The 22,498-nt window shown below is 62.5% G+C and carries 19 protein-coding genes; 6 read left to right on the forward strand and 13 right to left on the reverse strand.

Translation table 11 applies throughout. The annotated features are described in order from the left end of the window. Nucleotides 1–18: 18 nt before the first annotated feature. The 8 genes from pdhA to eno all read right to left on the reverse strand — a co-directional run bounded on the left by pdhA (nt 19) and on the right by eno (nt 10,932). Nucleotides 19–1,041: a pyruvate dehydrogenase (acetyl-transferring) E1 component subunit alpha gene (gene pdhA / locus GSQ88_RS03810; RefSeq protein ID WP_159006053.1), complete on the reverse strand. Its 1,023-nt coding sequence runs from the start codon at nt 1,039–1,041 to the stop codon at nt 19–21. Between the two features lie 144 nt (nt 1,042–1,185). Then, nucleotides 1,186–1,500, reverse strand: a complete 315-nt coding sequence (locus GSQ88_RS03815) for an FtsB family cell division protein (protein ID WP_159006111.1) — start codon at nt 1,498–1,500, stop codon at nt 1,186–1,188. A gap of 201 nt (nt 1,501–1,701) precedes the next feature. Beyond that, nucleotides 1,702–2,256: an NADPH-dependent FMN reductase gene (locus tag GSQ88_RS03820; protein WP_159006054.1), complete on the reverse strand. Its 555-nt coding sequence runs from the start codon at nt 2,254–2,256 to the stop codon at nt 1,702–1,704. A 284-nt stretch (nt 2,257–2,540) separates the two neighbouring features. Next, on the reverse strand, nt 2,541–3,539 hold the full coding sequence (locus tag GSQ88_RS03825; protein ID WP_159006055.1) for an MBL fold metallo-hydrolase: 999 nt from the start codon (nt 3,537–3,539) through the stop codon (nt 2,541–2,543). A 273-nt stretch (nt 3,540–3,812) separates the two neighbouring features. Beyond that, complete coding sequence (locus GSQ88_RS03830) at nt 3,813–4,955, reverse strand: zinc-binding dehydrogenase (protein ID WP_159006056.1); 1,143 nt, start codon at nt 4,953–4,955, stop codon at nt 3,813–3,815. A 114-nt stretch (nt 4,956–5,069) separates the two neighbouring features. Beyond that, nucleotides 5,070–8,216, reverse strand: a complete 3,147-nt coding sequence (locus GSQ88_RS03835) for a glycoside hydrolase family 113 (protein ID WP_159006057.1) — start codon at nt 8,214–8,216, stop codon at nt 5,070–5,072. A 177-nt stretch (nt 8,217–8,393) separates the two neighbouring features. Then, the gene (locus tag GSQ88_RS03840; protein ID WP_159006058.1) at nt 8,394–9,575 is read right to left on the reverse strand and encodes an NADH:flavin oxidoreductase/NADH oxidase; all 1,182 of its coding nucleotides are present in this window, start codon (nt 9,573–9,575) and stop codon (nt 8,394–8,396) included. A 73-nt stretch (nt 9,576–9,648) separates the two neighbouring features. Further along, nucleotides 9,649–10,932: a phosphopyruvate hydratase gene (gene eno, locus GSQ88_RS03845; protein WP_159006059.1), complete on the reverse strand. Its 1,284-nt coding sequence runs from the start codon at nt 10,930–10,932 to the stop codon at nt 9,649–9,651. 135 nt (nt 10,933–11,067) lie between these two features. Between eno and queF the strand changes: the two genes are divergently transcribed. Both queF and GSQ88_RS03855 read left to right on the forward strand, forming a co-directional pair. Beyond that, nucleotides 11,068–11,544: a preQ(1) synthase gene (queF, locus tag GSQ88_RS03850; RefSeq protein ID WP_159006060.1), complete on the forward strand. Its 477-nt coding sequence runs from the start codon at nt 11,068–11,070 to the stop codon at nt 11,542–11,544. A gap of 169 nt (nt 11,545–11,713) precedes the next feature. Further along, nucleotides 11,714–12,166, forward strand: a complete 453-nt coding sequence (locus GSQ88_RS03855; RefSeq protein WP_159006061.1) for a hypothetical protein — start codon at nt 11,714–11,716, stop codon at nt 12,164–12,166. A gap of 190 nt (nt 12,167–12,356) precedes the next feature. On the opposite strand, the gene GSQ88_RS03860 is transcribed toward GSQ88_RS03855, so the two are convergent. After that, on the reverse strand, nt 12,357–13,100 hold the full coding sequence (locus GSQ88_RS03860; RefSeq protein WP_159006062.1) for an SDR family NAD(P)-dependent oxidoreductase: 744 nt from the start codon (nt 13,098–13,100) through the stop codon (nt 12,357–12,359). A 228-nt stretch (nt 13,101–13,328) separates the two neighbouring features. Between GSQ88_RS03860 and GSQ88_RS03865 the strand changes: the two genes are divergently transcribed. Beyond that, on the forward strand, nt 13,329–14,237 hold the full coding sequence (locus tag GSQ88_RS03865) for a LysR family transcriptional regulator (protein ID WP_159006063.1): 909 nt from the start codon (nt 13,329–13,331) through the stop codon (nt 14,235–14,237). Nucleotides 14,238–14,397: 160 nt separating this feature from the next. Here GSQ88_RS03865 and GSQ88_RS03870 read toward each other — a convergent pair whose 3' ends face one another. After that, a complete protein-coding gene (locus GSQ88_RS03870) occupies nt 14,398–15,633 on the reverse strand; it encodes an NADH:flavin oxidoreductase/NADH oxidase family protein (protein ID WP_159006064.1) in 1,236 nt (411 codons plus the stop codon). Between the two features lie 107 nt (nt 15,634–15,740). Here GSQ88_RS03870 and GSQ88_RS03875 point away from each other — a divergent pair, with 107 nt between their 5' ends. Beyond that, nucleotides 15,741–16,190: a MerR family transcriptional regulator gene (locus tag GSQ88_RS03875; protein ID WP_159006065.1), complete on the forward strand. Its 450-nt coding sequence runs from the start codon at nt 15,741–15,743 to the stop codon at nt 16,188–16,190. A 75-nt stretch (nt 16,191–16,265) separates the two neighbouring features. Next, a complete protein-coding gene (locus GSQ88_RS03880) occupies nt 16,266–17,567 on the forward strand; it encodes a PQQ-dependent sugar dehydrogenase (protein ID WP_159006066.1) in 1,302 nt (433 codons plus the stop codon). A gap of 19 nt (nt 17,568–17,586) precedes the next feature. Here GSQ88_RS03880 and GSQ88_RS03885 read toward each other — a convergent pair whose 3' ends face one another. Both GSQ88_RS03885 and katG read right to left on the reverse strand, forming a co-directional pair. Next, a complete protein-coding gene (locus tag GSQ88_RS03885; protein ID WP_159006067.1) occupies nt 17,587–18,060 on the reverse strand; it encodes a hypothetical protein in 474 nt (157 codons plus the stop codon). A gap of 204 nt (nt 18,061–18,264) precedes the next feature. Then, nucleotides 18,265–20,457: a catalase/peroxidase HPI gene (gene katG / locus GSQ88_RS03890; RefSeq protein ID WP_159006068.1), complete on the reverse strand. Its 2,193-nt coding sequence runs from the start codon at nt 20,455–20,457 to the stop codon at nt 18,265–18,267. Nucleotides 20,458–20,650: 193 nt separating this feature from the next. Here katG and GSQ88_RS03895 point away from each other — a divergent pair, with 193 nt between their 5' ends. Next, the gene (locus GSQ88_RS03895; protein ID WP_159006069.1) at nt 20,651–21,589 is read left to right on the forward strand and encodes a hydrogen peroxide-inducible genes activator; all 939 of its coding nucleotides are present in this window, start codon (nt 20,651–20,653) and stop codon (nt 21,587–21,589) included. Nucleotides 21,590–21,593: 4 nt separating this feature from the next. On the opposite strand, the gene GSQ88_RS03900 is transcribed toward GSQ88_RS03895, so the two are convergent. Further along, nucleotides 21,594–22,433 carry a helix-turn-helix transcriptional regulator gene (locus GSQ88_RS03900; protein WP_159006070.1) on the reverse strand — a complete coding sequence of 280 codons (840 nt, stop codon included), beginning with the start codon at nt 22,431–22,433 and terminating at the stop codon, nt 21,594–21,596. Nucleotides 22,434–22,498: the final 65 nt, after the last annotated feature.

Genomic DNA, 22,498 nt, shown 5'->3' on the forward strand with positions numbered 1-22,498 from the left:
GAAAATCAGCTTGCGCGCTTAGCGATAGATGTCTGTGTAGAGTTCGGCCGGGGACGGCTCGGGATCGTGCTGGGCGAAATCCGCGGCAGCATTGACGATCTCGCGCACCTCGGCGTCGATCGCCTTCAATTCCTGCTCGGTCATCTTGGCCGCCAGCAACCGCTCGCGGACCTGCTCGATCGGATCCTGGTCGTGACGGACCTTCTCGACTTCCTCGCGGGTGCGGTATTTCGCCGGGTCCGACATCGAATGACCGCGATAGCGATAGGTCTGCATCTCCAGGATATACGGCCCCTTGCCGGCACGGCACCACGCCACCGCCTCGTCGCCGGCCGCCTTCACCGCACGGACGTCCATGCCGTCGACCTGCGCGCCCGGAATGTTGAAGGAAATGCCGCGCCTGGAAAAATCGGTCTGCGCCGACGAGCGGGTCACCGAGGTCCCCATCGCGTAGCGGTTGTTCTCGATGACATAGATCACCGGGAGCTTCCACAGCTCGGCCATGTTGAAGCTTTCATAGACTTGGCCCTGGTTCGAGGCGCCGTCGCCGAAATAGGCCAGGCTGACAAAGTCGTTGCCACGATAGCGATTGGCGAAGGCCAGGCCAGTCCCGAGCGATACCTGCGCGCCCACGATGCCGTGACCCCCGTAGAAGTTCTTCTCCTTGCTGAACATGTGCATGGAGCCGCCCTTGCCATGGGAATAGCCCCCCTGGCGGCCGGTCAGTTCGGCCATCACGCCCTTGGCGTCCATGCCGCACGCCAGCATATGCCCGTGATCCCGGTATCCCGTTATGACCTGATCGCCGGTCTTCAGCGCCATCTGCATGCCGACGACGACCGCTTCCTGGCCGATATAGAGATGACAGAAGCCGCCGATGGCACCCATGCCATAGAGCTGGCCTGCCTTCTCCTCGAACCGCCGGATCAGCAACATGTCGCGCAGCGCGCCCAGTTCCTGCTCTCTGGTGAATTCCGGCGGTGCGTCGTGTTCCTTGTCCTGTTCAGCTTCTTTCGCGGCGGTCTTTTTCGGTGCGGCCATGGCAATTCCGGATGAGAGAGCGAATAGCCCTCTCTAGCTCAACTCAAACCGCCTTGAAAGGATTGCGTGAGGCCGCGCTATGCCGCAGTGCAACGCGACGCGAAACTTTCGATATCGAATTTGCGGCGTTTTGAAATTTGCGGATTACTTCGGACTAATACGGACCAGATCGTGGGGATTGACGTAGTCGAGCTGGTAGCGCGCGCGCTCGTCGAGCATGTCGGGATCGACCCGGTCGGACCGCAACAGCGAGACCCGCTGCTCGCCCTCGGTGCGCTCGCGCTTCAGCCGCGCCAGCTCGGAGGTCAGGGCGACGATCTCCTGGTCGAGCTCCTGCTGCGCGTTCAGGCCGTATTTGCCGGTGTAGGCGTTGACGCCGAAATAGCCGATCATGGCCGCTGCGATCGCATAGAGCGCGAGCCCGGTGAGAACGGATTTGAGTCGGCTGCGAGAGACCATAATCCGGAGCATGCGACGGCTCCGGTTAATGGAATGCTAAAACAATGGCCCCGCCAGAACCAACCGGCGGGGCCCGTCTCGTCTCTGTCTCGTCTCCGTCCCGTCTAGGGTCCGGTTCTGATAGATCAGAACCGGACCCTAGATTCTTGTCTTGACGCGTTTTCTTAACGCGAACCGGTGCCCACCTCGCTGGAAAACGCTTTAGCGATGGTGCCTTTCCACGAACGCCGCATAGGCGTCGATATACTGCTTCAGCACCGGCTTCAGCGATTCCTTGGTCAATTCGCCCTTGTCGTCGAACGCGTCGCCGATACCGTTCAGATAGATCTCCGGCTGGCCCAGGATCGGACCGGTAATGCCCGGCAGGACGTTCTGCAACGTCTTGGCGGCGCTGACTCCCCCCAGCGGTCCCGGCGAGTTGCTGATGATGCCGGTCGGCTTGCCCAGGAACGAGCTCTTGCCGTAAGGCCGCGAGGCAACGTCGATGGCGTTCTTCAGCACGCCCGGGATGGCGCGGTTATATTCAGGTGTCACGAAGATGACACCGTCGGATTTCTGGATCTTTTCGCGGAACGCCGTCCAATCGGCGGGAGGTGTGGCTTCCAGATCCTGATTGAAGAACGAGATGCCGTTCAAGGTCGCGACGTCGAGCTTCAGGCTGGCGGGTGCCAATTTGGCCAGCGCATTGGCGATCTTGAGCGTAAAACTGTCTTTGCGAAGGCTGCCGACGATCACAACGATATTATGGGTGGCCATGGGATTTCCTTTTGAGGCTGAAACGGCTGGGCGCACTTAAGCCACACACGACAGAACATGCAAGTGCATGAACCGCGCAAATTTGGAAACGCTGTGTTTGCATAAAGCAGCCAGTGCATGATCCGGAAAAGTGCAAACCTGTTTTCCGAGAAGATCATGCTGAAATAATGCGCCGGAACGGGATGACGATTCTAAGATAATCATTCCGCTCTGGCGCCTGGAAAGCAAAAAAGGCCAGCCCCCACCGAGGCCGGCCTTCGTCGTCACGCGCCCGTGAATGGCGATCAGATCACCGGATTCCAGGCGATCGGCACCAGCCGGTATTTCGCGCCGTCCTTTTCGACATGGCCGATCGAGGGGAAGGTGAAATGGAAGCCGACCACGGTCGCCTTCTCGGCCGCGGCCATGTCGTAGAATTTATGGCGGGTGGCCTGCGCCAGCTCGCCATCGACGTCGTAGGCGACATGCCAATCCGGATTGCGCAGGAAGAATTCGGGAATGTTGGTGACGTCGGACTGGATCAGGATCTTCGAATTGCCCGATGCGATCGCAAAGGCGGTGTGCCCGGGGGTATGGCCCGGCGCCTTGATCGAGGTGATGCCGGGCGCCACTTCCTTGTCCCAGTCGTATTGCGTCACCTTGGACTCGATCCCAGCAAAGGTCTTTTTCACATTGGCGAAATAATTCTTCATCATCTCGTCGGACTGCGCCTTGGCGGCATTGTCGTCGCTGGTCCAGAACGCCCAATCGACCGACGGCACCATGATCTCGGCATTCGGAAACGCCAGCGAGCCATCGGCGGCCCGGATGCCATTGGTGTGATCGGGATGCAGATGCGACAGCAGCACGACATCGATCTTGCCGGGGTCGACGCCAGCGGCGGCGAGATTTTGCAGCGTGCGGCCGATCGCGCCCTTGCTTGGCTCCAGCTTGGCGGCGCCGTTGCCGGTGTCGATCAGGATCAGCTTGCTGCCGGTGTTGATCAGTTGCGGGTTGAACGGCACCGTCACCATGCCCTTGGGCATATAGGCGGCTTCCGCGGCGGCCAGCGCCCTTTCCTTCGGGACGTTGCGCACGAAGGTATCGGGCAAGGGAAACGAGGCCGCGCCGTCATTGATCGAGGTGCATTCATAGGCCCCGACCTTGTAGCGATAGAAACCGGGCGCCTGGGCGCCGGCCGGCGGCTCGGCGGCGCGCGCGGCCGTCCCCAAGGATGTCAAAGCACCCGCGGCACCGGCCGCGGCAGCGCCGGCGAGCAGATGGCGGCGGCTCAAATCGATCATGGCGATTCCCCTCTATGATTGCGTTTGATGTTTCTCAGATGCGTTGCGGCGCGAATACCCCGCTGTCAGGGTGTCTCGGCCAAACCTGCGCTCACAAGCGCTTGGACTCATAAGCCCGAGGACTCATAGGCCCGTATCCGGATCGGGCAAGGCGTCGCCCGATCACATCATCGGCACGGCCGCCGGACCGGGGCGTTGTGCCCAGATCAAGCGCCGTCGATCCAGCCAGCGTTGGTAGCCGGTCTTGCTAGCCGGTCTTGCTACCCGACCCTGCTACCCGGCCTTGTTCGGGTTGATCAGGAATTTCTCACCGGTGGAACGCTTGTTGTAGATCGCGATGTTGGAAAGCTGCAACGCTTCCTGCAGCGAAACGACCTGGGTGTAGTGGCTGGCAAAGGTCGTCTTGAGCTCGTCGATCACGCGCTGACGCAGTTTGGCGCCATCGGCCGGTCCGATCTTTTGCAGGAACGGAAACAGCAGCCAGCCGCCGACGCCCCAGGCCATGCCGAAGGCACGGTTCAGTTCGATCGGACGTGTATCGAGGCCACCATAGACATAGACCTGCTTGTGCACGTTCGATCCGTAGCGGCTGTACTCCTTGGCGGTCTTGTTGATCGCGATCTCCATGCAGGTCAGGATTTGACCCGCGAGCTTGCCGCCGCCGATGGCGTCGAACGCGATGGTGGCGCCGGTTTCCACCAGCGCGCCGGTCAGGTCGTCCATGAAGCCTGGCAGGGACGAATCCACCACATGCTTGGCGCCGATCTTGTGCAGGATGTCCGCCTGCTCCTTGCTGCGCACGATGTTGACGAGGCCGATCCCATCCTTCAGGCAGATCTTGTTGAGCATCTGTCCAAGGTTCGAGGCCGCCGCGGTATGCACCAGCGCCTTGTGGCCCTCGCGCCGCATGGTCTCGGTCATGCCGAGCGCGGTCAAAGGATTGACGAACAACGAGGCGCCGTCGGCGGCCGTGGTGCCGGCGGGCAGCGCCACGGCATCCCTGGCCCTCACCACGCGATATTGCGCGTACATCGCGCCGCCGATGAGCGACACCGTCTTGCCCAGTAGCGCCTTTGCCGCATCGGACGATCCGGTCTTGACCACGACGCCCGCGCCTTCGTTGCCGACCGGCATCGATTCATCGAGCCGCGCCGCCATTCCTTTCAGCGCCGCCTCGGGCACCCTGGCCGTGATGACGGGAGATTCCTTGCTGCCGGAAGCCTTGGCCGCCGACATATCGGCAGGGCCGAACAGCAGCCCGAGGTCGGATGGATTGATCGGCGTGGCCTCGATCCGAACGACGATTTCGTCATCCTTCGGTTCGGGCACAGGCACCACCGCCAGCGACACTTCGAGTTCGCCGTTGCTCTTGACCAGCGAACGAAGCTGCAATCCCGTCTTGGTATCTGAACTCATGCCATAACCTCCCTGTTTCGGCCCCGCCGAAGTGACCGGCGAATTTGACCAGACTGTCTCGCAGGTTGCGGCGGGAAGGCAAGCCTCTTATGTCCCCAAAAACACAGCGCGGCCTTAAACGATCAATACGTCGTGCGGCGTGAGCGGCGTCACGACGCCGGTCAAAATGATCGAGGCGTCGTGGCCGAGCTCGATAATCGTATCGTGACCGACGATGTGGCTGGACAAATCCGCCAGGCTGGCGGCGAGCGTCGATGCGATCTCGAGCACGTCGTGGCCCGCGGCGTCGCCGACCTTGAAATTGTTGATGACGTCGTTGCCAACGGCCTGCTTGAAGACGAACGTATCTCCGCCCGCGCTATTCATAAAGTTATTGCCGATCGCCGCCGTCAATGTAACGCCCGGTGCATGGGCCGTCAGGGCATGCGAACCGTCGTTGTTGTCGAACGTGGTGGCCAGCGTATGGCCCGACGCGGCGATCAGATCATGGCGCGCCGAATAGGCTTGCCCGGCAATGTCGTAGGTGTCGACGTTCTTTGTGCCGTCGACCTGTCGGGTCGTCTCTGCGGCCAGGCTGCCGTCCGGCGCGTAGGTGGATTGAACATAGGAGCCGTCCTTCTCGGTCACGGTTTGCTCGACCATATCACCGGCGCCATCATACTGGTCGAGCGTCTTGACGCCGTTGGCGTCGACGGTCTGCGCCAGCGCCAGCGTATCGTCGGAACGATACTGCTCGATCAGAGTGCTATGCCCTGACGCATCCTCGACCACATGCTGCGAGGTGTAGTCCTTGCCGACGACGTCGTAATCGTAGATGTCGCGCGAGCCGTCGGCATGTCTCAGCGTTTGGTCGGTTAGGCTGCCGTCGGACGCGTAATCGGATTGCACGTACGAGCCGTCTTGCTGGATCACGGTCGCCTCGGCGAGATGGCCGAGGCTGTCATACTGGTCGAGCGTCTTGACGCCATTGGCATCGACGGTCTGCTGCAAGGCCAGCGTGCCGTCGGAATGAACTTGCTCGATCAGGGTGCTATGCCCCGACGCATCGGTCACCACGTGCTGCGAGGTGTAGTCCTGGCCGGCGACGTCATACGTATAAATGTCGCGCGAACCATCGGCATGCCGAACCGTCTCGCCGGTTTCGGATCCCGTGGCATCGAAGCTGAATTGTTCGAACGAGCCATCGCTATAGCGCGTCGCGAACTCGATCAGATGGCCAGACGTATCGTAGCTGGCGCTGTCGACCGAACCATCGCTGTTGACGACCTGCTTGAAGGCGAGATCGCGATCGGCGTCGTCGCGCTCGATCAGGGTTGTCGTGCCGTCGGCACTGATGACATCGTGCTCGGAGCTGTAATCCTGGCCGGTAATGTCCATCCTATAGACGTCGGTTGAGCCGTCGGCATGGTGAACCGTCTCTGTCGTGATGTCTCCGGCGCTATCCACCGCCTGGACCTGCATCAGGTCACCGGCGGCCAGACCAGACTGGCTCGCCAGCAGGCTGCTGGTAGAGATCGTGGTATCGGCAAACTGCAGATAGGCGATGTCGGTGAGATGATCGGTGCCGTCACGATTGGCGACCTTGTCGCCGACGACAAGCTCACTGCCGACCACGCTGATGCTGTAGTCGGTGATATCTCCGGCATAGACCACGGTATTGGTCCCGCCTCCGCCGTCGATGGTATCGTCGCCCGCGCCACTGAAAATCGTGTTGGTGCCGGTCCCTGTGACGATCGTGTCGTTGTCGGTCGACGCGCCGAAGAACCAGTCCTGGTGGCTGGTCGTATCGAAATGGATGCTGTGGACGTAGAGGTCAAACGTTCCAGGATCGCTGACATTGGTCGCCTCCCCCGGGGTCAACGCAACACCGTTGACCGAAAGCCCCGTGACATGCAGCGCCCGGCCCGGCGTCGCATTCATCAGCTCGACGTCGACGCTGTCGACCGCGGCCGGATTGGCGAAACTCACGGTAAAGGTCTGATAGCCGGACGGGTCGGTCGCGGACTTGAAATCGAGCAATCCGGAGACCGGGTTGCCGTTGACCAGGATCTCGGCCTGCGCGTCGATGCCGTCGACCGCCGAACCATAGCCGGTCAGGGTGATGGTCGTCGTCGCCAACGGGGTGGCCGTGCTGGGACCGCCGTAAATGAGGTTGTTGCCGTCGCCGACGTGAATGATTTCATTGCCGCGCCCGGCATGGATGACGTTGTCGCCTCCGCCGATATCGATGTCTTGGGCGATCGACGACCCCCACACCGTGAGGCCCGGGACGTAGCCTTCGCCGTGGAAATATTGCGAGACCACCGTCTCGGCCGGCTTTCCCATCGGGGAATAGCCGGTGCTGTTATATTCGTTGCTGAGATCCCATTGCCAGAGCTCGACGCCCTTCAGCCAGCTGCCGCCCTGCGCGCTCCAGACCTGAAAGAACGCATTGTAGGCGGTGGCCTGTGCCGCCGGATCGGCGGTGCCGCTAGAGGTCCATGATGCCGGATCGATCGCCGTGCCGTCGATGCTGCGGTAGCCGACTTCCGTCATCAGGACCGGTTTGCCGTACTGCTCCGACAGCGAATGAAGAAAGTCGACCGGCGATTGGTCATCGAAGGCGGCGGCATAATACGGATTGATCGGAACCTGGCTCCAGGCGTTGACCAGATCCTGCACCGTTGGCGTTTCGCTGGAGGTCAGCGGCGGATAGGTATTGACGCCGATGGTATCGAGCTCATCCCAGAAGGAGACATGGGAGGCCTCGTCGGTCGCCGCCGAATAGGTCAGGTCGCCGTGATAGACCGCGCGAACCGCCGAGATCAGATCGGTCCAGTCGCCGCGATATTGCGCGCCGGTCAGGCTGCTCATCTCATTGCCGATCGCAAAGGTCTCGACGCCGCCGGCCTGCGCGATGGTCGCGAGATGGACGATTTCAGCCTCGTAGGACGCAAAAAATGCACTGACGTCGGTTGGCGCCATGCTGCTGGTCGCGGTGCCGTCCAACGGCGAGATCGCGGCCCTGAAAACCACCGACAACCCCGCGGCGTGCGCGGCCTGAAAGCTTGCCAGCAAACTCGCATCGCTTTCCGACTTGGCGGGATCGGCGATCACGGTGTCGCTGGTTCCGGTCTGGGTCCAGATACGATCCGTCAATTCGATCGAATTCGAACCAAGCGAGGCGATGGTTTGAAAGGCCTGATCGGCGGATGCGCTCGAGAACTGCCCGTTCCACTCGGATAACGCCCCGAAACCCTGGACGTCGAAGATATTTGCCACGCGTGCACTCCGTCTTTGTTCGACGGATGCCGCAAAGCCATTACCTTCATCTTAAAGCGACGGCTTGCATCTTAAGCGGACGACGTGTTGCGCACGGAATTTTTCAAACGATCGACTTCAGCAACGCTGAAAGTGATTCAGTTCCGCATTCGGAACCTGATGCAGCGCGTATCGCTGTCACATTTTCGTTGTGGTGCGGTCTGCTATTCCGGCGGTCCAGGTCGATGGCCTGCCCTCGAACGCGGACCGCGCGCGCTTGCCCAGCCAGTAGGAATACGGGGGCGGCACCAGATCGAAATTCGGATCGGCGCCGAGCTTTTGCGCGGCGTCCATCGGCCAGTTCGGATTGTACATGATCTCGCGCGCGAGCGCGGTGAGATCGGCGCGGCCCTCTTGCAGGATCGCTTCGGCCTGGTCGGCGTGCACGATGTGGCCGACCGCCATGGTCATCACATCGGCTTCTTTCCGGATCCGCTCGGCATAGGGAACCTGATAGCCGTATTTTTTCGAGCGCTCGCCGTCCATCGGCGAATATCCAAGCGTGCCGCCGGACGAACAGTCGATCACATCGACGCCTTGCGCTTTCAACAGCTTCGCCAGCCGCACACTTTGGTCCGGCCCGAAGCCGGCGTCGTCCTCGCAGGACAGCCGCATGAACAGCGGCTTGTCCGCCGGCCACGCCGCGCGCACGGCTTCGGCGACCTCGATCGCAAATCGCGCGCGGTTGAGTTCCGAGCCGCCATATTCGTCGGTTCTGACATTGGCGACCGGCGACAGGAATTGATGGATCAGATAGCCGTGAGCGCCATGTATTTCCAAAACGTCGAAGCCCGCTGCGTCGGCGCGCGCGGCGGCCTCGCCCCATTTGGCGGCGAGATCGCGCACCTCGTTATGCGACAGCGCGCGCGGGGTCGGCGACTTCTCGGTATGCGGCACCGCGCTCGGCGCCACCAGTTCCCAGCCGTCCCAATCGAAAATCTCGGGCTCGTCGCCACGCAGCGGCTTGCCGCCTTCCCACGGGCGCGATAGCCGAGCCTTGCGGCCGGAGTGACCGAGCTGGAGGCCGGCCACCGCGCCATGCGTCTTGATGAAGGCCGCGCAACGCGCCAGGTTTGGAATGAAGCCGTCGTTCCATAGCCCGGTATCGCCGACCGTGCCGCAGCCGTTGCGCGCCACCTTGGTCGATTCCATGATGACGAGCCCGGCGCCGCCTTGCGCGTATTTGCCGGCGTTGACGAGATGCCAGTCGGAGGCAAAGCCTTCGACCGCTGAATATTGATGCATCGGCGCGACCACGACGCGGTTCTTCAGGCGGACGCCCCTGATCTGAAGCGGCGAAAACAGCATCGGTTGCGTCATCGCGTGTCACTCCCTCAGATCAGGCGTCACCGTTGCGGTCGAGCGCCTTTTATTTTGACGCGAAAACGCGATGTTAGGCCAGCGCCTTGAACGCCGCCCTGCCCGCGTATTTCGCCTGGCTTCCCAGTTCCTGCTCGATCCGCAGCAACTGGTTGTACTTCGCGGTACGGTCGGAACGCGCCAGCGAACCGGTCTTGATCTGCCCGCAATTGGTGGCGACCGCGAGATCGGCGATGGTGGAATCCTCGGTTTCGCCGGAACGGTGCGACATCACGGCGGTGTAGCCGGCCTTGTAGGCCATCTCGATCGCGCTCAGTGTTTCCGTCAGGGTGCCGATCTGGTTGACCTTGATCAGGATGGAGTTGGCGCAGCCTTTCTTGATGCCGTCGGCGAGCCGCTTCACATTGGTGACGAACAGATCGTCGCCAACCAACTGGCACTTGCTGCCGATCAGGTCGGTGGTGAGCTTCCAGCCCTTGAAGTCGTCCTCGGCCAGGCCGTCCTCGATCGAAATGATGGGGTAGCGGGAAACCAGCTCTCCCAGGTATTTTGCCTGCTCTTCGATCGAGCGGGTTTTGCCTTCGCCCTCATAGACGTAAGCGCCGTTCTTGAAGAATTCGCTGGAGGCCGGATCGAGCCCCAGCGCGATGTCTTCGCCCGGCCTGTAGCCGGCCGCCTCGATCGATTTCATTACGAAGGCCAGCGCCTCGTCGGCCGATTTGAGATTCGGCGCGAAGCCGCCTTCGTCGCCGACATTGGTATTGTGGCCGGCGTCGTGCAGCGCCTTCTTCAGCGTGTGGAACACCTCGACGCCCATGCGCAGGGCTTCGGAAAACGTCGGCGCGCCGATCGGCAGGATCATGAATTCCTGGAAGTCGATCGGGTTGTCGGCGTGCACGCCGCCGTTGATGATGTTCATCATCGGCACCGGCAAGGTCCGCGCCGAAGTGCCGCCGACATAACGATAAAGCGGCATGTCGAAGGATTCGGCCGCGGCCCTGGCGACCGCGAGCGACACGCCGAGAATGGCGTTGGCGCCGAGCCGGCTTTTGTTGGGCGTGCCATCGAGATCGATCATGACCTGGTCGATCTGCACTTGTTCCTCGACGGCCATGTCGGCCAGCGCCTCGAAGATCTCGCCATTGACGGCGGCAACCGCCTTCTGGACGCCCTTGCCGAGATAACGCGTCTTGTCGCCATCGCGCAGTTCCACCGCCTCATGCGCCCCGGTCGAGGCGCCTGACGGCACCGCCGCGCGGCCGAACGAGCCGTCTTCCAGCACCACATCGACCTCGATGGTGGGATTGCCACGGCTGTCGAGAATTTCGCGGCCGATGATGTCGACGATGGCGGTCATGGGAGCCTCTTTGGAAAATGCCAGGAAGGGTGGACGGCGCTGCTTCTACAGCAAGGCAGGGAAGCGGAAAAGGCCGCCTCGCCGCGTGACGCTGGCAGCCGAATTGTCTAATAAGCCGGCAACGGAGACGTCATCATGTCGAAAACACCAAAGAAATCGTCGAAATTCGAGGGATTGCAGCTCGGCCACGACGTCGAATGGCCGCAGACCCCCGAACAGGCAAAACTCGACCGCGTACCCAATCCGCAGGCCGATACCAATTATGTGGTGCGGTTCACCGCGCCCGAATTCACCTCGATCTGTCCGGTTACGGGACAGCCGGATTTCGCGCATCTGATGATCGATTATGTGCCGGGGCAATGGCTGCTGGAATCCAAATCGCTGAAGCTTTTCGTCGCCAGCTTCCGCAACCATGGCGCGTTCCACGAGGACTGCACGGTGATGATCGGCAAGCGGATTGCTGCCGCCATCAAGCCGAAATTCCTGCGCATCGGCGGCTACTGGTATCCGCGCGGCGGCATTCCGATCGACGTGTTCTGGCAGACCGGCAGACTGCCAAAGGACATGTGGATGCCGGACCAGGGCGTCGCGCCCTATCGCGGGCGGGGATGAGCCGGCCGTCATCCCGCCGTAGTGCCGTCATTGCGAGCGCACGCGAAGCAATCCAGGGCCACAAGGAAGTGCTGGATTGCTTCGTCGCAAGAGCTCCTCGCAATGACGATCAAGATGTATCATCGCTCCTGCCCGGCCCGAAATTTCTTCAACCGCGGATTCAACCAACATGAGCGACCGCCCCCTTGCACCGAAGGCAAATGATTATTCCGTCGTTCCGGGCTCTTCCGGGCCGCGCCGTGACTTTCGCATCAGCGTCGGCCTGCGCGAGGGCTGGGATTCCGAGGGCCGCGTGTTCGACGTCTCAGAAGCGGTCCGCACCGCGCGGGCCTGGATGAAACGCCGCGTCGAAGCCGGCCTGCCCGCTTTATCAGGAATGTTCACGCGCGCGGAGGTGACCTATGCGTGGCCCCGCCCCGACGGCACCGTCGGCTCCGACCGCGAACCGGTGGCGCTGTTCACCGGCGAAGCGGTTCACGCTTATCTCGGCCATTTGCCCGACGAGGCCATCGAGGAGATGTTGAACGAATTGTCGATCGAGCTTGGCGCAGCGCTTGGGCAGGAGCGGATTTACGTGGCCTTTGCCGACAAAACCTGGATCCTGGATGCCGGAGAACGTTAGCTCGCAGAACGCGATTTGCTCACCGGCTAATCACGAGTCGACCGTCATCCTGAGGTGCGCGCTCTTTCTTGCGCGCCTCGAAGGATGGCCGCACGTACTGCGCTGAACAACATCCTTCGAGACGCGGCCAAGAGGCCGCTCCTCAGGATGACGGCGGGACTATAGCGGCTAGCCCGCCTCTCCCCGCCCATCAAGCGTTCGTGCCACCGTCGACGGTCAGGCTCGCGCCAGTGATGTAGGATGACTCCGGACCGGCGACGAATGCCACCATGGCCGCGATATCGTTCACGCTGCCGTAGCGATTGAGGGCGGTGTTGGCTTTTTGCGGCGTCGCCCAATCGCCGGCGGCGGGATTGAGATCGGTATCGATCGGGCCGGGCTGGACGTTGTTGACCGTGATGGCCCGGTCGCCGACCTCTCGCGCCAACCCCTGCGTGAACATCTTGATGGCTCCCTTGGTCGCCGCATAGGCCGCAAGGCCGGGGGTCATGTTGCGCTCGCCAACGCAGGAACCGATCATGATGATGCGACCGCCATTGTTCAGGTGCTTGAGGGCCGCCTGGGTCGCGATGAATGTCCCGCGCAGGTTGATGTCGATCACGCGGTCCAATTCCTCCAGCGTGGCGTCTTCGAACTTGTTCGGAATGGCGGTACCGGCATTGTTCACCAGCACGTCCAATTTGCCGAAGCTGGCGACCACTTTTTCAACCGCGGCCTTGACGGCGGCGGCGTTGACGGCGTCCGCCTGGATCGCGATCGCCTTGCCGCCGGCGCCTTCGATGGCCTTGACCACCGAGGCCGCGGCGTCGGCGCCCTTGGTGTAGGTGATGGCGACCCTGGCCCCATCAGCGGCGAGGCGTTTGGCGATCGCAGCGCCGATGCCGCGCGAGCCACCGGTTACGAGCGCAGTTTTGCCTTCGAGTTTCTGGGACATGGTGAGGCTCTTTCCTGGGGTTTTGCGGATTTCATCCATCGGCAGCCGCCCACAGAGGTGGGTGGCCGTTGGCAATCCGGTTCTGAGGTCCTGCGGGTTGGGTATGACCCTGACGACTATTGCCGCTCTCGGCGGGAGTTTTGCCTAACCATCCCGGTTTTAAAAAGACTTTGTAACTTGGGCCTCATGCCTTTAAGGTATGACCTACCTTACGATGGGGCTTGCGCCGTGGAGCTACGACATCTTCGCTATTTCGTCGCGATTGCCGAGACCGGCAGCCTCACCTTTGCCGCCGAGAAGCGGCTCAACACGGCGCAGCCCTCGCTGAGCCGCCAGATCCGCGACCTCGAGCAGGAGGTCGGCGTTCAGCTCTTGATCCGCAGCCCGCACGGCACCGAACTGACCACCGCCGGTCGCGCTTTCCTCGATCACGCCCGGCTTTCGCTCAGTCAGGCCGAGGCGGCCGGCGAAGCCGCGCGCCGCGCCGCACAGCCCACCAGACCGACGTTTTCCATCGGCTTTCTAACCGGTCAGGAAGTGGATTGGCTGCCGCACGCGCCGGGCATTCTGCGCGACCAACTTCCCGAAATCGAGATCAGGGTTTCGAGCGGATTTTCGACAAACCTCGCCGATGATTTGCAGCGCGGCAAGATCGACGTTGCGTTCCTGCGCCGCGAACCGAAACCCGATCTTGAATACCGGCTGGTGCGCAAGGAACCGCTGGTCGTCATCCTGCCGAGCGATCATCCGCTCGCCGCCAACGAGGCGATCGATCCGCGCGACTTCACGAAGAAGACATTTATCGGGATCTCGGATATCGCGCCGGTGTTGCGCGCCGCGATCCGGGATTATCTCAGGCGGTCCGGCGTCGAGATCATTGCAGCGCTTGAGGTCGACAATTTTGCGATGGCGATGTCGCTGGTGATTTCGACCGGCGGTTTGGCGCTGTTGCCGGTCTCGATCCAGGGCTACTTGCCGCCGTCTATCACGAGCCGTCCGCTGGCTGGCGAGCAGCCGACGGTCGATCTGGTGATTGGATATCACCGGGCAAATTCATCACCGCTGCTAAAAAAGTTCCTGTCCGGAATCGATGGGCTGGCCGATCGCATTTACAACCAAGCGCGCGCCGAGCGATGAATCGAAAAAAAAGCCCGCCGGTCAGGCGGGCAAGAGTTTTAGGGAGGAAGCGCTCCCACAACCGAGCGCCATGACACTCTTTTCGATTCGGCGGCCGGCGCCAAGATCGTAAGACTACTGGCATCGGCTTCGCCGGCGCGATCGACGGCGCAGGCCGGCCCTAAACTGCCGATCGCTGCGCCACCCAGCGCCGGTACTGGCGGGTGCGAAATGCGATCGCAATCTGCTGCAAGGTCAATGCGCGCAGCGGCGACACCTTGGGGTTGGGCGTTTGACCCTTGCTGAGTTTATTCAACTGGAACTTGACCACCGCCATGTTGGCGAGAGAGGCCAGGACCTTGTTCTTCCAGGTGATCGGCGCCAATTCCGGCGCAGTGTCTTTGCCGAGACGCCAATCGCGCGGCAGAAAGGGATCGATGGCCAACGCGGTCGCCATGCCGACCATGTCCACGCCGGTGCCGAGCACCTGCTCGACCACCGGCCGGCGGCGGATGCCGCCGGTGACCATCACGGGCATCTTTGCCACCGCCTTGATGTCGCGGGCGAACTCCAGGAAATAGGCCTCGCGGGCCAGCGTTCTGCCGTCGCGCGCCTGCCCTTGCATGGCCGGCGCCTCATAGCTGCCGCCCGACAATTCCACGAGGTCGACTGGCAGCCGGCCCAGCATTTCCACCACCTGCCGCGCGTCATCGGTGGTGAAACCGCCGCGCTGGAAGTCCGCTGAATTGAGTTTGACGGCAACCGCGAAGTGCGGAGAAACCACCGCGCGAACCGCCTTGACGATTTCCACGAGCAGCCGTGCCCTGTTCTCCAGCGAGCCGCCCCATTGATCGGTTCGCTGATTGGTCAGCGGTGAGAGAAATTGATTGACCAGATAGCCGTGCGCGGCGTGGATCTCCACGCCGGTAAAGCCTGCCTGCTCGCCGAGCCGGGCGCTGGTGGCGAAGCGCCCAATCACTTCCGAGATCAAATCCGCGGTCATCATGCGCGGCACGGCGAAACGGTTGGACAGCTTGCCTAAATCCAGCGGCACCGCTGAAGGCGCCCAGGTTTCCTGGCCGAGATTGGCCTGCATCTGGCGGCCCGGATGGTTGATCTGGAGCCAGAACTGCGCACCCCCAGAGCGACCGATGCCGGCCCAGCGCTTGAACTTGTCCAAATTCCTGTCGTCTTCGAGCACGACGCCGCCTGGCCCGGTCACGGCGCGCCCATCGACCATCACGTTGCCGGTCAGGATCAAGCCCGCTTCGCCATCCGCCCAAGACTGGTACAGCCGCATCAAATGCTCCGACGGCGCCTGATCGGCGTCGGCCATGTTTTCTTCCATCGCGGCCTTGGCGATCCGGTTAGCGATCACCGAACCGTTGGGCAGCGTCAGTTTCTCAAACAGGTTCATCGAACAATTTCTCGTGGCGCGCTTTTCGCGGGCGTATTTGGCTTGATCCTGGGTCAACCCTACCCTTAAAGTTAACTTGAAGGTCAATACACTTGTCGAGGTGCGGCATGAGGATCGGGGAACTCGCGGAACGCAGCGGCCTGACCGCCTCGCGTATCCGGTTTTACGAGGCGAGCGGCCTGATCAATGCGGTCGAGCGCAACGCCAATGGCTATCGCGAATACACCACGGACGCGGTCGTTACGCTGGACATCATCACCGGCGCCCAGAAGGCGGGATTCTCGCTGCAGGAGATCCGCAGTCTGCTGCCGACGAAACTGGGCACCTGGCAGGAAGACAAACTGCTGAACGTGCTCAAGAAGAAGGTTGCCGATATCGAGGCCTTGCGTGAGCGCCTGGCCCAAAGCAAAACCCAATTGCTTGGGATCATCGAGACCATCGAGACCAGTCCCGAAGGACTGTCCTGCGACGACAACAAGAAGCGGGTGCTGAACCGGATTCCAAAGCATCGCACTCAGCGTCCGACGACGCGAGCAATTGCGAGCCCCAAACCGTAGCGCAGCCATGTCGGCGGCGAGGTTTCAACACATCTCGGCGTCGGATAGCGTGCGCGCAATCAAAAGGGGAATGACATGAGTCTGTCGGGTATTTTTGCACAATTCGTCGCGCTGCTCGGTGGCGCGGCGCTGCGCTGGCGCCGGTTGCAGGGCGACGCGCCGGCGCCGGCCTGGGGCAACGCGCCGACGGTTCCAGTGGCCAAGCCGCAGGGCGCCCTGCCGACGCTGAAGATGCCGTCGGCAAGAGGATGGAGCGACGGGCAGAAACCGGTGGCGGCACCTGGCCTCAAGGTCAATGCGTTTGCGACCGGGCTGCAACATCCGCGCTGGATCAACGTGCTGCCCAATGGCGACGTGCTGATCGCCGAGTCGAACCAGGTCGCCGGACCGGTCCGGAGCGTGTTCAGCTACGCGATGCAGGCGACGATGCGACGGGCCCGCGCGCTCGGCGACAGCGCCAACCGCATCACGCTGCTGCGCGACACCGATGGCGACGGCATCGCGGAGCGGCGCCAGACTTTCATGGAAGGACTGAACCAGCCGTTCGGCATGGCGCTGCTGGGCGACACCTTCTATGTCGGCAACACCGACGGCGTGATGGCCTTCCCCTATGCTGATGGCGCCGACCGCATCACCGCGTCAGGCAAGCGATTGACCACCTTCAAGCCAAGCGGGCACTGGACGCGGAGCCTGTTGCCGAGCCCCGATGGCACGAAGCTCTATGTCGGGGTCGGCTCGCTGACCAATATCGCCGATGAAGGCATGGCGGTCGAAGAAGGCCGCGCCTGCGTCTACGAACTCGATCTCGCCACCGGCGCCAGCCGCATCTTCGCCGGCGGCCTGCGCAATCCGGTCGGCCTCGCCTGGGAGCCGACCACCGGCGCGCTGTGGACCGTGGTCAACGAGCGCGACGGTATCGGTGACGAGACGCCGCCGGATTACATGACCTCGGTGCGCGAAGGCGGTTTCTACGGCTGGCCCTATTGCTACTGGGGACAGACGGTGGACGACCGGGTGCCGCAGGATGCCGCGCTGGTCGCCAAGGCGATCAAACCCGACTACGCGCTGGGCGGCCACACCGCCTCGCTCGGTCTGTGCTGGCTGCCGGCCGGGACCCTTCCCGGCTTTCCGGACGGCATGGTGATCGGCCAGCACGGCTCCTGGAATCGCAGCACGCTGAGCGGCTACAAGGTGGTGTTCGTGCCGTTCGTGGACGGACGCCCGGCCGGGCCGGCGCGCGATATCCTGTCGGGCTTTCTCGCCCCGGACGAACGGGAGTCCTATGGACGACCGGTCGGCGTCACGCTCGGCGCCGATGGCGCGCTTCTGGTGGCCGACGATGTCGGCGACGTGATCTGGCGCGTCACGGGCGCGTAAAACAAGCCGGCGAGCGCGATCATGCAGGCATCGGAGCGCCCGCTCCGATCAGGACATCGTCGCCATCGCCGTCGCTTTGTTTGCGTCTCACGGCACCACGCTTGCGGCGACTTTCGCCGCCGGCGCGACCATGACGGAAATCCAGCCTCCGCAGGCTGGTCAGAACACCGCCTGCGCCCGCGATGGCGAGTTCGATGGCCCGCGTCAGCACATACACGACCACGCCGACCCGTGCGATCATGCCGAGCAGGAACATCATCGCAAAGACATCGATATAGGCCAGGAGATCGCCGACCAGCACCAGTTCCGGCGGGATCGGTATCCGGTGCATGTAAGCAAGCACGAGGATCACCACCGGGATAAAGGCGATGATTTTTCGCAAAGTCAGCCGGTCCAGCCAGGCTGCAAACTGCACGACAAACACATCCCACAGCCAATCGCCGAACGCCGCGGGCTTGTCGACCGTCCATCTGTGCCACAGTCCACGCTTCATCGCCGCACCTCGCGCTCCAACGCAAGATACGGCGCATTTTGACCGCCGCAATATCCCGCGACGGAAAAAGCGCGTCGCAACACGGGGTACCAAACAGCATCGGGGCGGCGTTTCAATTCCTGAAACGCCGCCCCGGGTTTTTGTCGTTTACGTGGAGGCTCGAACGCCGACTTTCAGCCGCGCTCGAACATCCTGCCTTCGCGATCAGGCGACTTCAAAGCGATCCGCGTTCGTCACCTTGGTCCAGGCCGCGACGAAATCCTTGACGAATTTCGCCTTGGCGTCGCCGCTCGCATAGACTTCCGCGAGCGCGCGGAGCTGCGAGTGCGAACCGAAGATCAGGTCGGCACGGGTGCCGGTCCACTTGACCTGCTTGGTCTTACGGTCGCGCGCCTCGTACACCTCATCGGAGCCGGCGGCCGGATCCCACACGGTGTTCATGCTGAGCAAATTGACGAAGAAGTCGTTGGTCAGCGTGCCCGGCTTGTCGGTGAGTACGCCGTGCTTGGACTTGCCCGTGTTGGCACCGAGCACCCGCAGGCCGCCAACCAGCACCGTCATTTCCGGCGCGGTCAGCGTCAGCAACTGGGCACGATCGACCAAAAGCGCCTCGACCGGCATCGGGTGCTTGCCGCGGATGTAGTTGCGGAAACCGTCGACGGTCGGCTCGAGCGCAGCGAACGAATGCACGTCGGTCTGCTCCTGCGAGGCGTCGGTGCGGCCCGGCGTGAAGGGTACCTTCACGTCATGGCCACCATCCTTCGCGGCCTTTTCGATCGCGGCAGCGCCGCCAAGCACGATCAGGTCGGCGAGCGAGACCTTCTTGTCGCCCTTCTGCGCCGCGTTGAACTCTTTCTGGATGCCTTCGAGCTTCGACAGCACCTTGGCGAGTTCGGCCGGCTGGTTGACGTCCCAATCCTTCTGCGGGCTGAGACGAATACGTCCGCCATTGGCGCCACCGCGCTTGTCGGAGCCGCGGAACGTCGAGGCCGACGCCCAGGCGGTCGAGACCAGTTCCGAAACCGATAGGCCAGCACCGAGCAGCTTCGCCTTCAGGCTGGCGATGTCCTGCTCGCTGACCAATTCATGGTTGACCGCGGGAACCGGATCCTGCCACAGCAGCTCTTCCTTCGGAACCAGCGGGCCGAGATAGCGCACGATCGGACCCATGTCGCGGTGGGTCAGCTTGAACCAGGCGCGAGCGAACGCGTCGGCGAACTGATCCGGGTTCTTGTGGAAGCGGCGCGCGATCTTCTCGTAGGCCGGATCGAATCGCAGCGCCAGGTCGGTAGTCAGCATCGCCGGCGCGTGACGCTTCGACGGGTTGTGGGCATCAGGCACCGTGCCGGCGCCGCCGCCACCCTTCGGAGTCCACTGATGGGCACCCGCCGGGCTCTTGGTCAGCTCCCATTCGTAGTTGAACAGGTTGTCGAAGAAGTTGTTGCTCCACTTGGTCGGCGTCGTGGTCCAGGTGACCTCGAGGCCTGACGTGATGGCATCGCCCGCCAGCCCGGTGGCGTATTTGCTCGACCAGCCGAGCCCCTGCGCTTCGATCGCGCCGCCTTCCGGCTCAGGGCCGACCAAGGTCGCATCGCCGGCGCCGTGGGTCTTGCCGAAGGTGTGTCCGCCGGCGATCAGCGCGAGCGTTTCTTCATCGTTCATCGCCATGCGCGCGAAGGTCTCGCGGATGTCGCGGGCCGAGGCGAGCGGATCCGGCTTGCCGTTCGGGCCTTCCGGATTGACGTAGATCAAGCCCATCTGCACCGCGCCGAGATGACCATGCAGTTCGCGGTCGCCGGTATAGCGCTGGTCGTCGAGCCATTTGGATTCCGGACCCCAGTTGACGTCCTGCTCGGGCTCCCACACGTCGGCGCGGCCGCCGGCGAAACCGAAGGTCTTGAAGCCCATCGATTCTAGCGCAACGTTGCCGGCGAGAATGAGCAGATCGGCCCACGAGATCTTCTTGCCGTATTTCTGCTTGACCGGCCACAACAGCCGGCGCGCCTTGTCGAGGTTGGCGTTGTCGGGCCAGCTATTGAGCGGCGCGAAACGCTGCTGACCGGCGCCGGCGCCACCGCGACCATCGCCGATGCGATAGGTGCCCGCGCTGTGCCATGCCATGCGGATGAACAGCGGGCCGTAATGGCCGAAATCGGCCGGCCACCACTCCTGCGAATCCGTCATCACATGATGCAAATCCTTGATCACCGCATCGAGATCGAGGGTCTTGAATTCCTTGGCGTAGTCAAAACTCTCGCCCATCGGGTCCGAGAGGTTCGACTGCTGGTGGAGAATGCCGAGATCGAGCTGGTTCGGCCACCAATCGTGGTTCGCGGGTTTGCGGGCGCCATGCACGACCGGGCACTTGCCGGCGTTGTCAGCATCATGTCCATCCATATTTTTTTCTCCGATTGTGGCTACGTTGATTGGACTGTTCTTGAAACCGTTCTTCGAACTGTTCTGAGCCAGTGGGCCTGACGCGAGGCGCCGATGTCGCATCGGCGCGGTTCCGTCTCCGCTAGAACGGTTCTAGCATAGCCAATTTATCAGTTTAAGTTTGATTTTCTGATTGCGCTGATAAGATGAGGTTATGACAAATCTGACGCTTAAGCAGCTGCGCTATTTCGAGGCGCTGTCCCAACATGGTCATTTTGGCCGCGCGGCGGATGCCTGCGCGATCTCGCAGCCGGCGCTGTCGATGCAGATCAAGGAATTGGAGGAACAACTGGGCGCCGCGCTGTTCGAAAGAGGCGCGCGACAGGTCCGCCTGACCAGTTTCGGCGAGGAATTCGCGCTGCGCGCCCGCGGCATCCAGCGTTCGGTCGACGAACTGGGCGACCTCGCGCGCGCCTCGCGGGACCGGCTGATGGGACGCTTACGGATCGGCGTGATCCCGACCATCGCCCCCTATCTGCTGCCGACCATCATCGGCAACCTGACCCGCGTGCATGCCGGCCTCGACATTCATATCCGCGAGACCGTGACACCGAAGCTCATTCAGGAACTGGCGGAAGGCCGGCTCGACACCGCCATTGTGGCGCTGCCCGTGTCGGAGCCGTCGTTTGCCGAGGTAGCGCTGTTCGATGAGGACTTCGTGCTGGTGCGGCCGGCCGAGGACGAGGGAAAGCCCGCGCCCAATGTCGAAGCGCTCGCCAAAATGCGATTGCTGCTGCTGGAGGAAGGTCACTGTTTTCGCGATCAGGCGCTGTCGTTCTGCAACCGGCATTCGGCGCTGCCGCGCGAACTGTTGGATTGCAGCTCGCTGTCGACATTGGTCCAGATGGTCAGCGCCGGCATCGGCGTCACCTTGATTCCGGAAATGGCGGTCGCGGTGGAGACCCGCTCGGCGCCGGTCTCGGTGACGCGCTTCAAGAGTCCAAAGCCATCGCGAACCATCGGCATGATCTGGCGCAAAACCAGTCCGCTGGCCAAACAGCTGCAGCAGATTTCCAAAGTCGTGCGTCAATCGGGCGAAATGTTGCGCAAGCAGCAAAATCCGGTTTCACCGTCGCGCAAGGCGCGGGCGTGATGGCTCAAGCTTCTCCGGCTGGCTGCGGCGTCACCAGTGATCGGATCAAATCGGCATCGGCGCTGGTGGCCGGATTGTAAACCACCATGCTGAGATCCGGCCGACCATCGACCGCAAACGCGGAATATTCCAGCGAGATCGGGCCGAGCACCGGATGCCGCAGTTGCTTCACTCCCTCGCCGTGAACGCCAACATCATTTTCACGCCATAGCGCTTCGAATTCAGGGCTTAGCCTGCACAACTCGTCCACGAGCTGGCCGACTTCGGAAACGGCGCCGGCGCGCGCGGCATCCGCCCTGAACGCGCCGACCACGAAACGGGCGACGCTGTTCCAATCATGCTGCGCAGCCCGGACGTGGGGGTTGCCGAACATCATGCGAAGAATGTTGCGTTGGCCCGGCGGCAGCGCGCCGTAATCGGTCAGCACCAGCGTGGCCGCGCGATTCCATGCGACAATGTCCCAGGTGGCCGTCTTGACCATGGCGGGACTGACCTCGAGCGCATCGAGCACGCGTTGCAAGCGCGGTGTGACCCCTTCCGAGGCCTTGTAGCGAACCTCGGGCGGACGCCCGAGCCCGAGCAGGAAAAGATGTTCGCGCTCAACGTCCGTCAGCATCAGCGCCGCGGCGATCCGGTTCAACACATCCGCCGAGGGAGCCCCGCCCCGTCCCTGCTCCAGCCACGTGTACCAGGTCGGGCTGATGTTGGAGCGCTGGGCAACCTCCTCCCGGCGCAGCCCCGGCGTCCGCCTGCGCCCTGCTGCAAAACCGAAGGCGGCCGGATCAAGCCGGGTGCGGCGATCCTTCAAGTAGTTTCCCAGCAGATTATCGGTTTCGGCGGGCATCCTGTTGGTCTTTATACCATGATAAAGTCACTACTTTAACAGAATGAAAGTGTAACCGATATTGC

The sequence above is a fragment of the Bradyrhizobium sp. S69 genome (assembly GCF_009766005.1).
Lineage (GTDB): Bacteria > Pseudomonadota > Alphaproteobacteria > Rhizobiales > Xanthobacteraceae > Bradyrhizobium.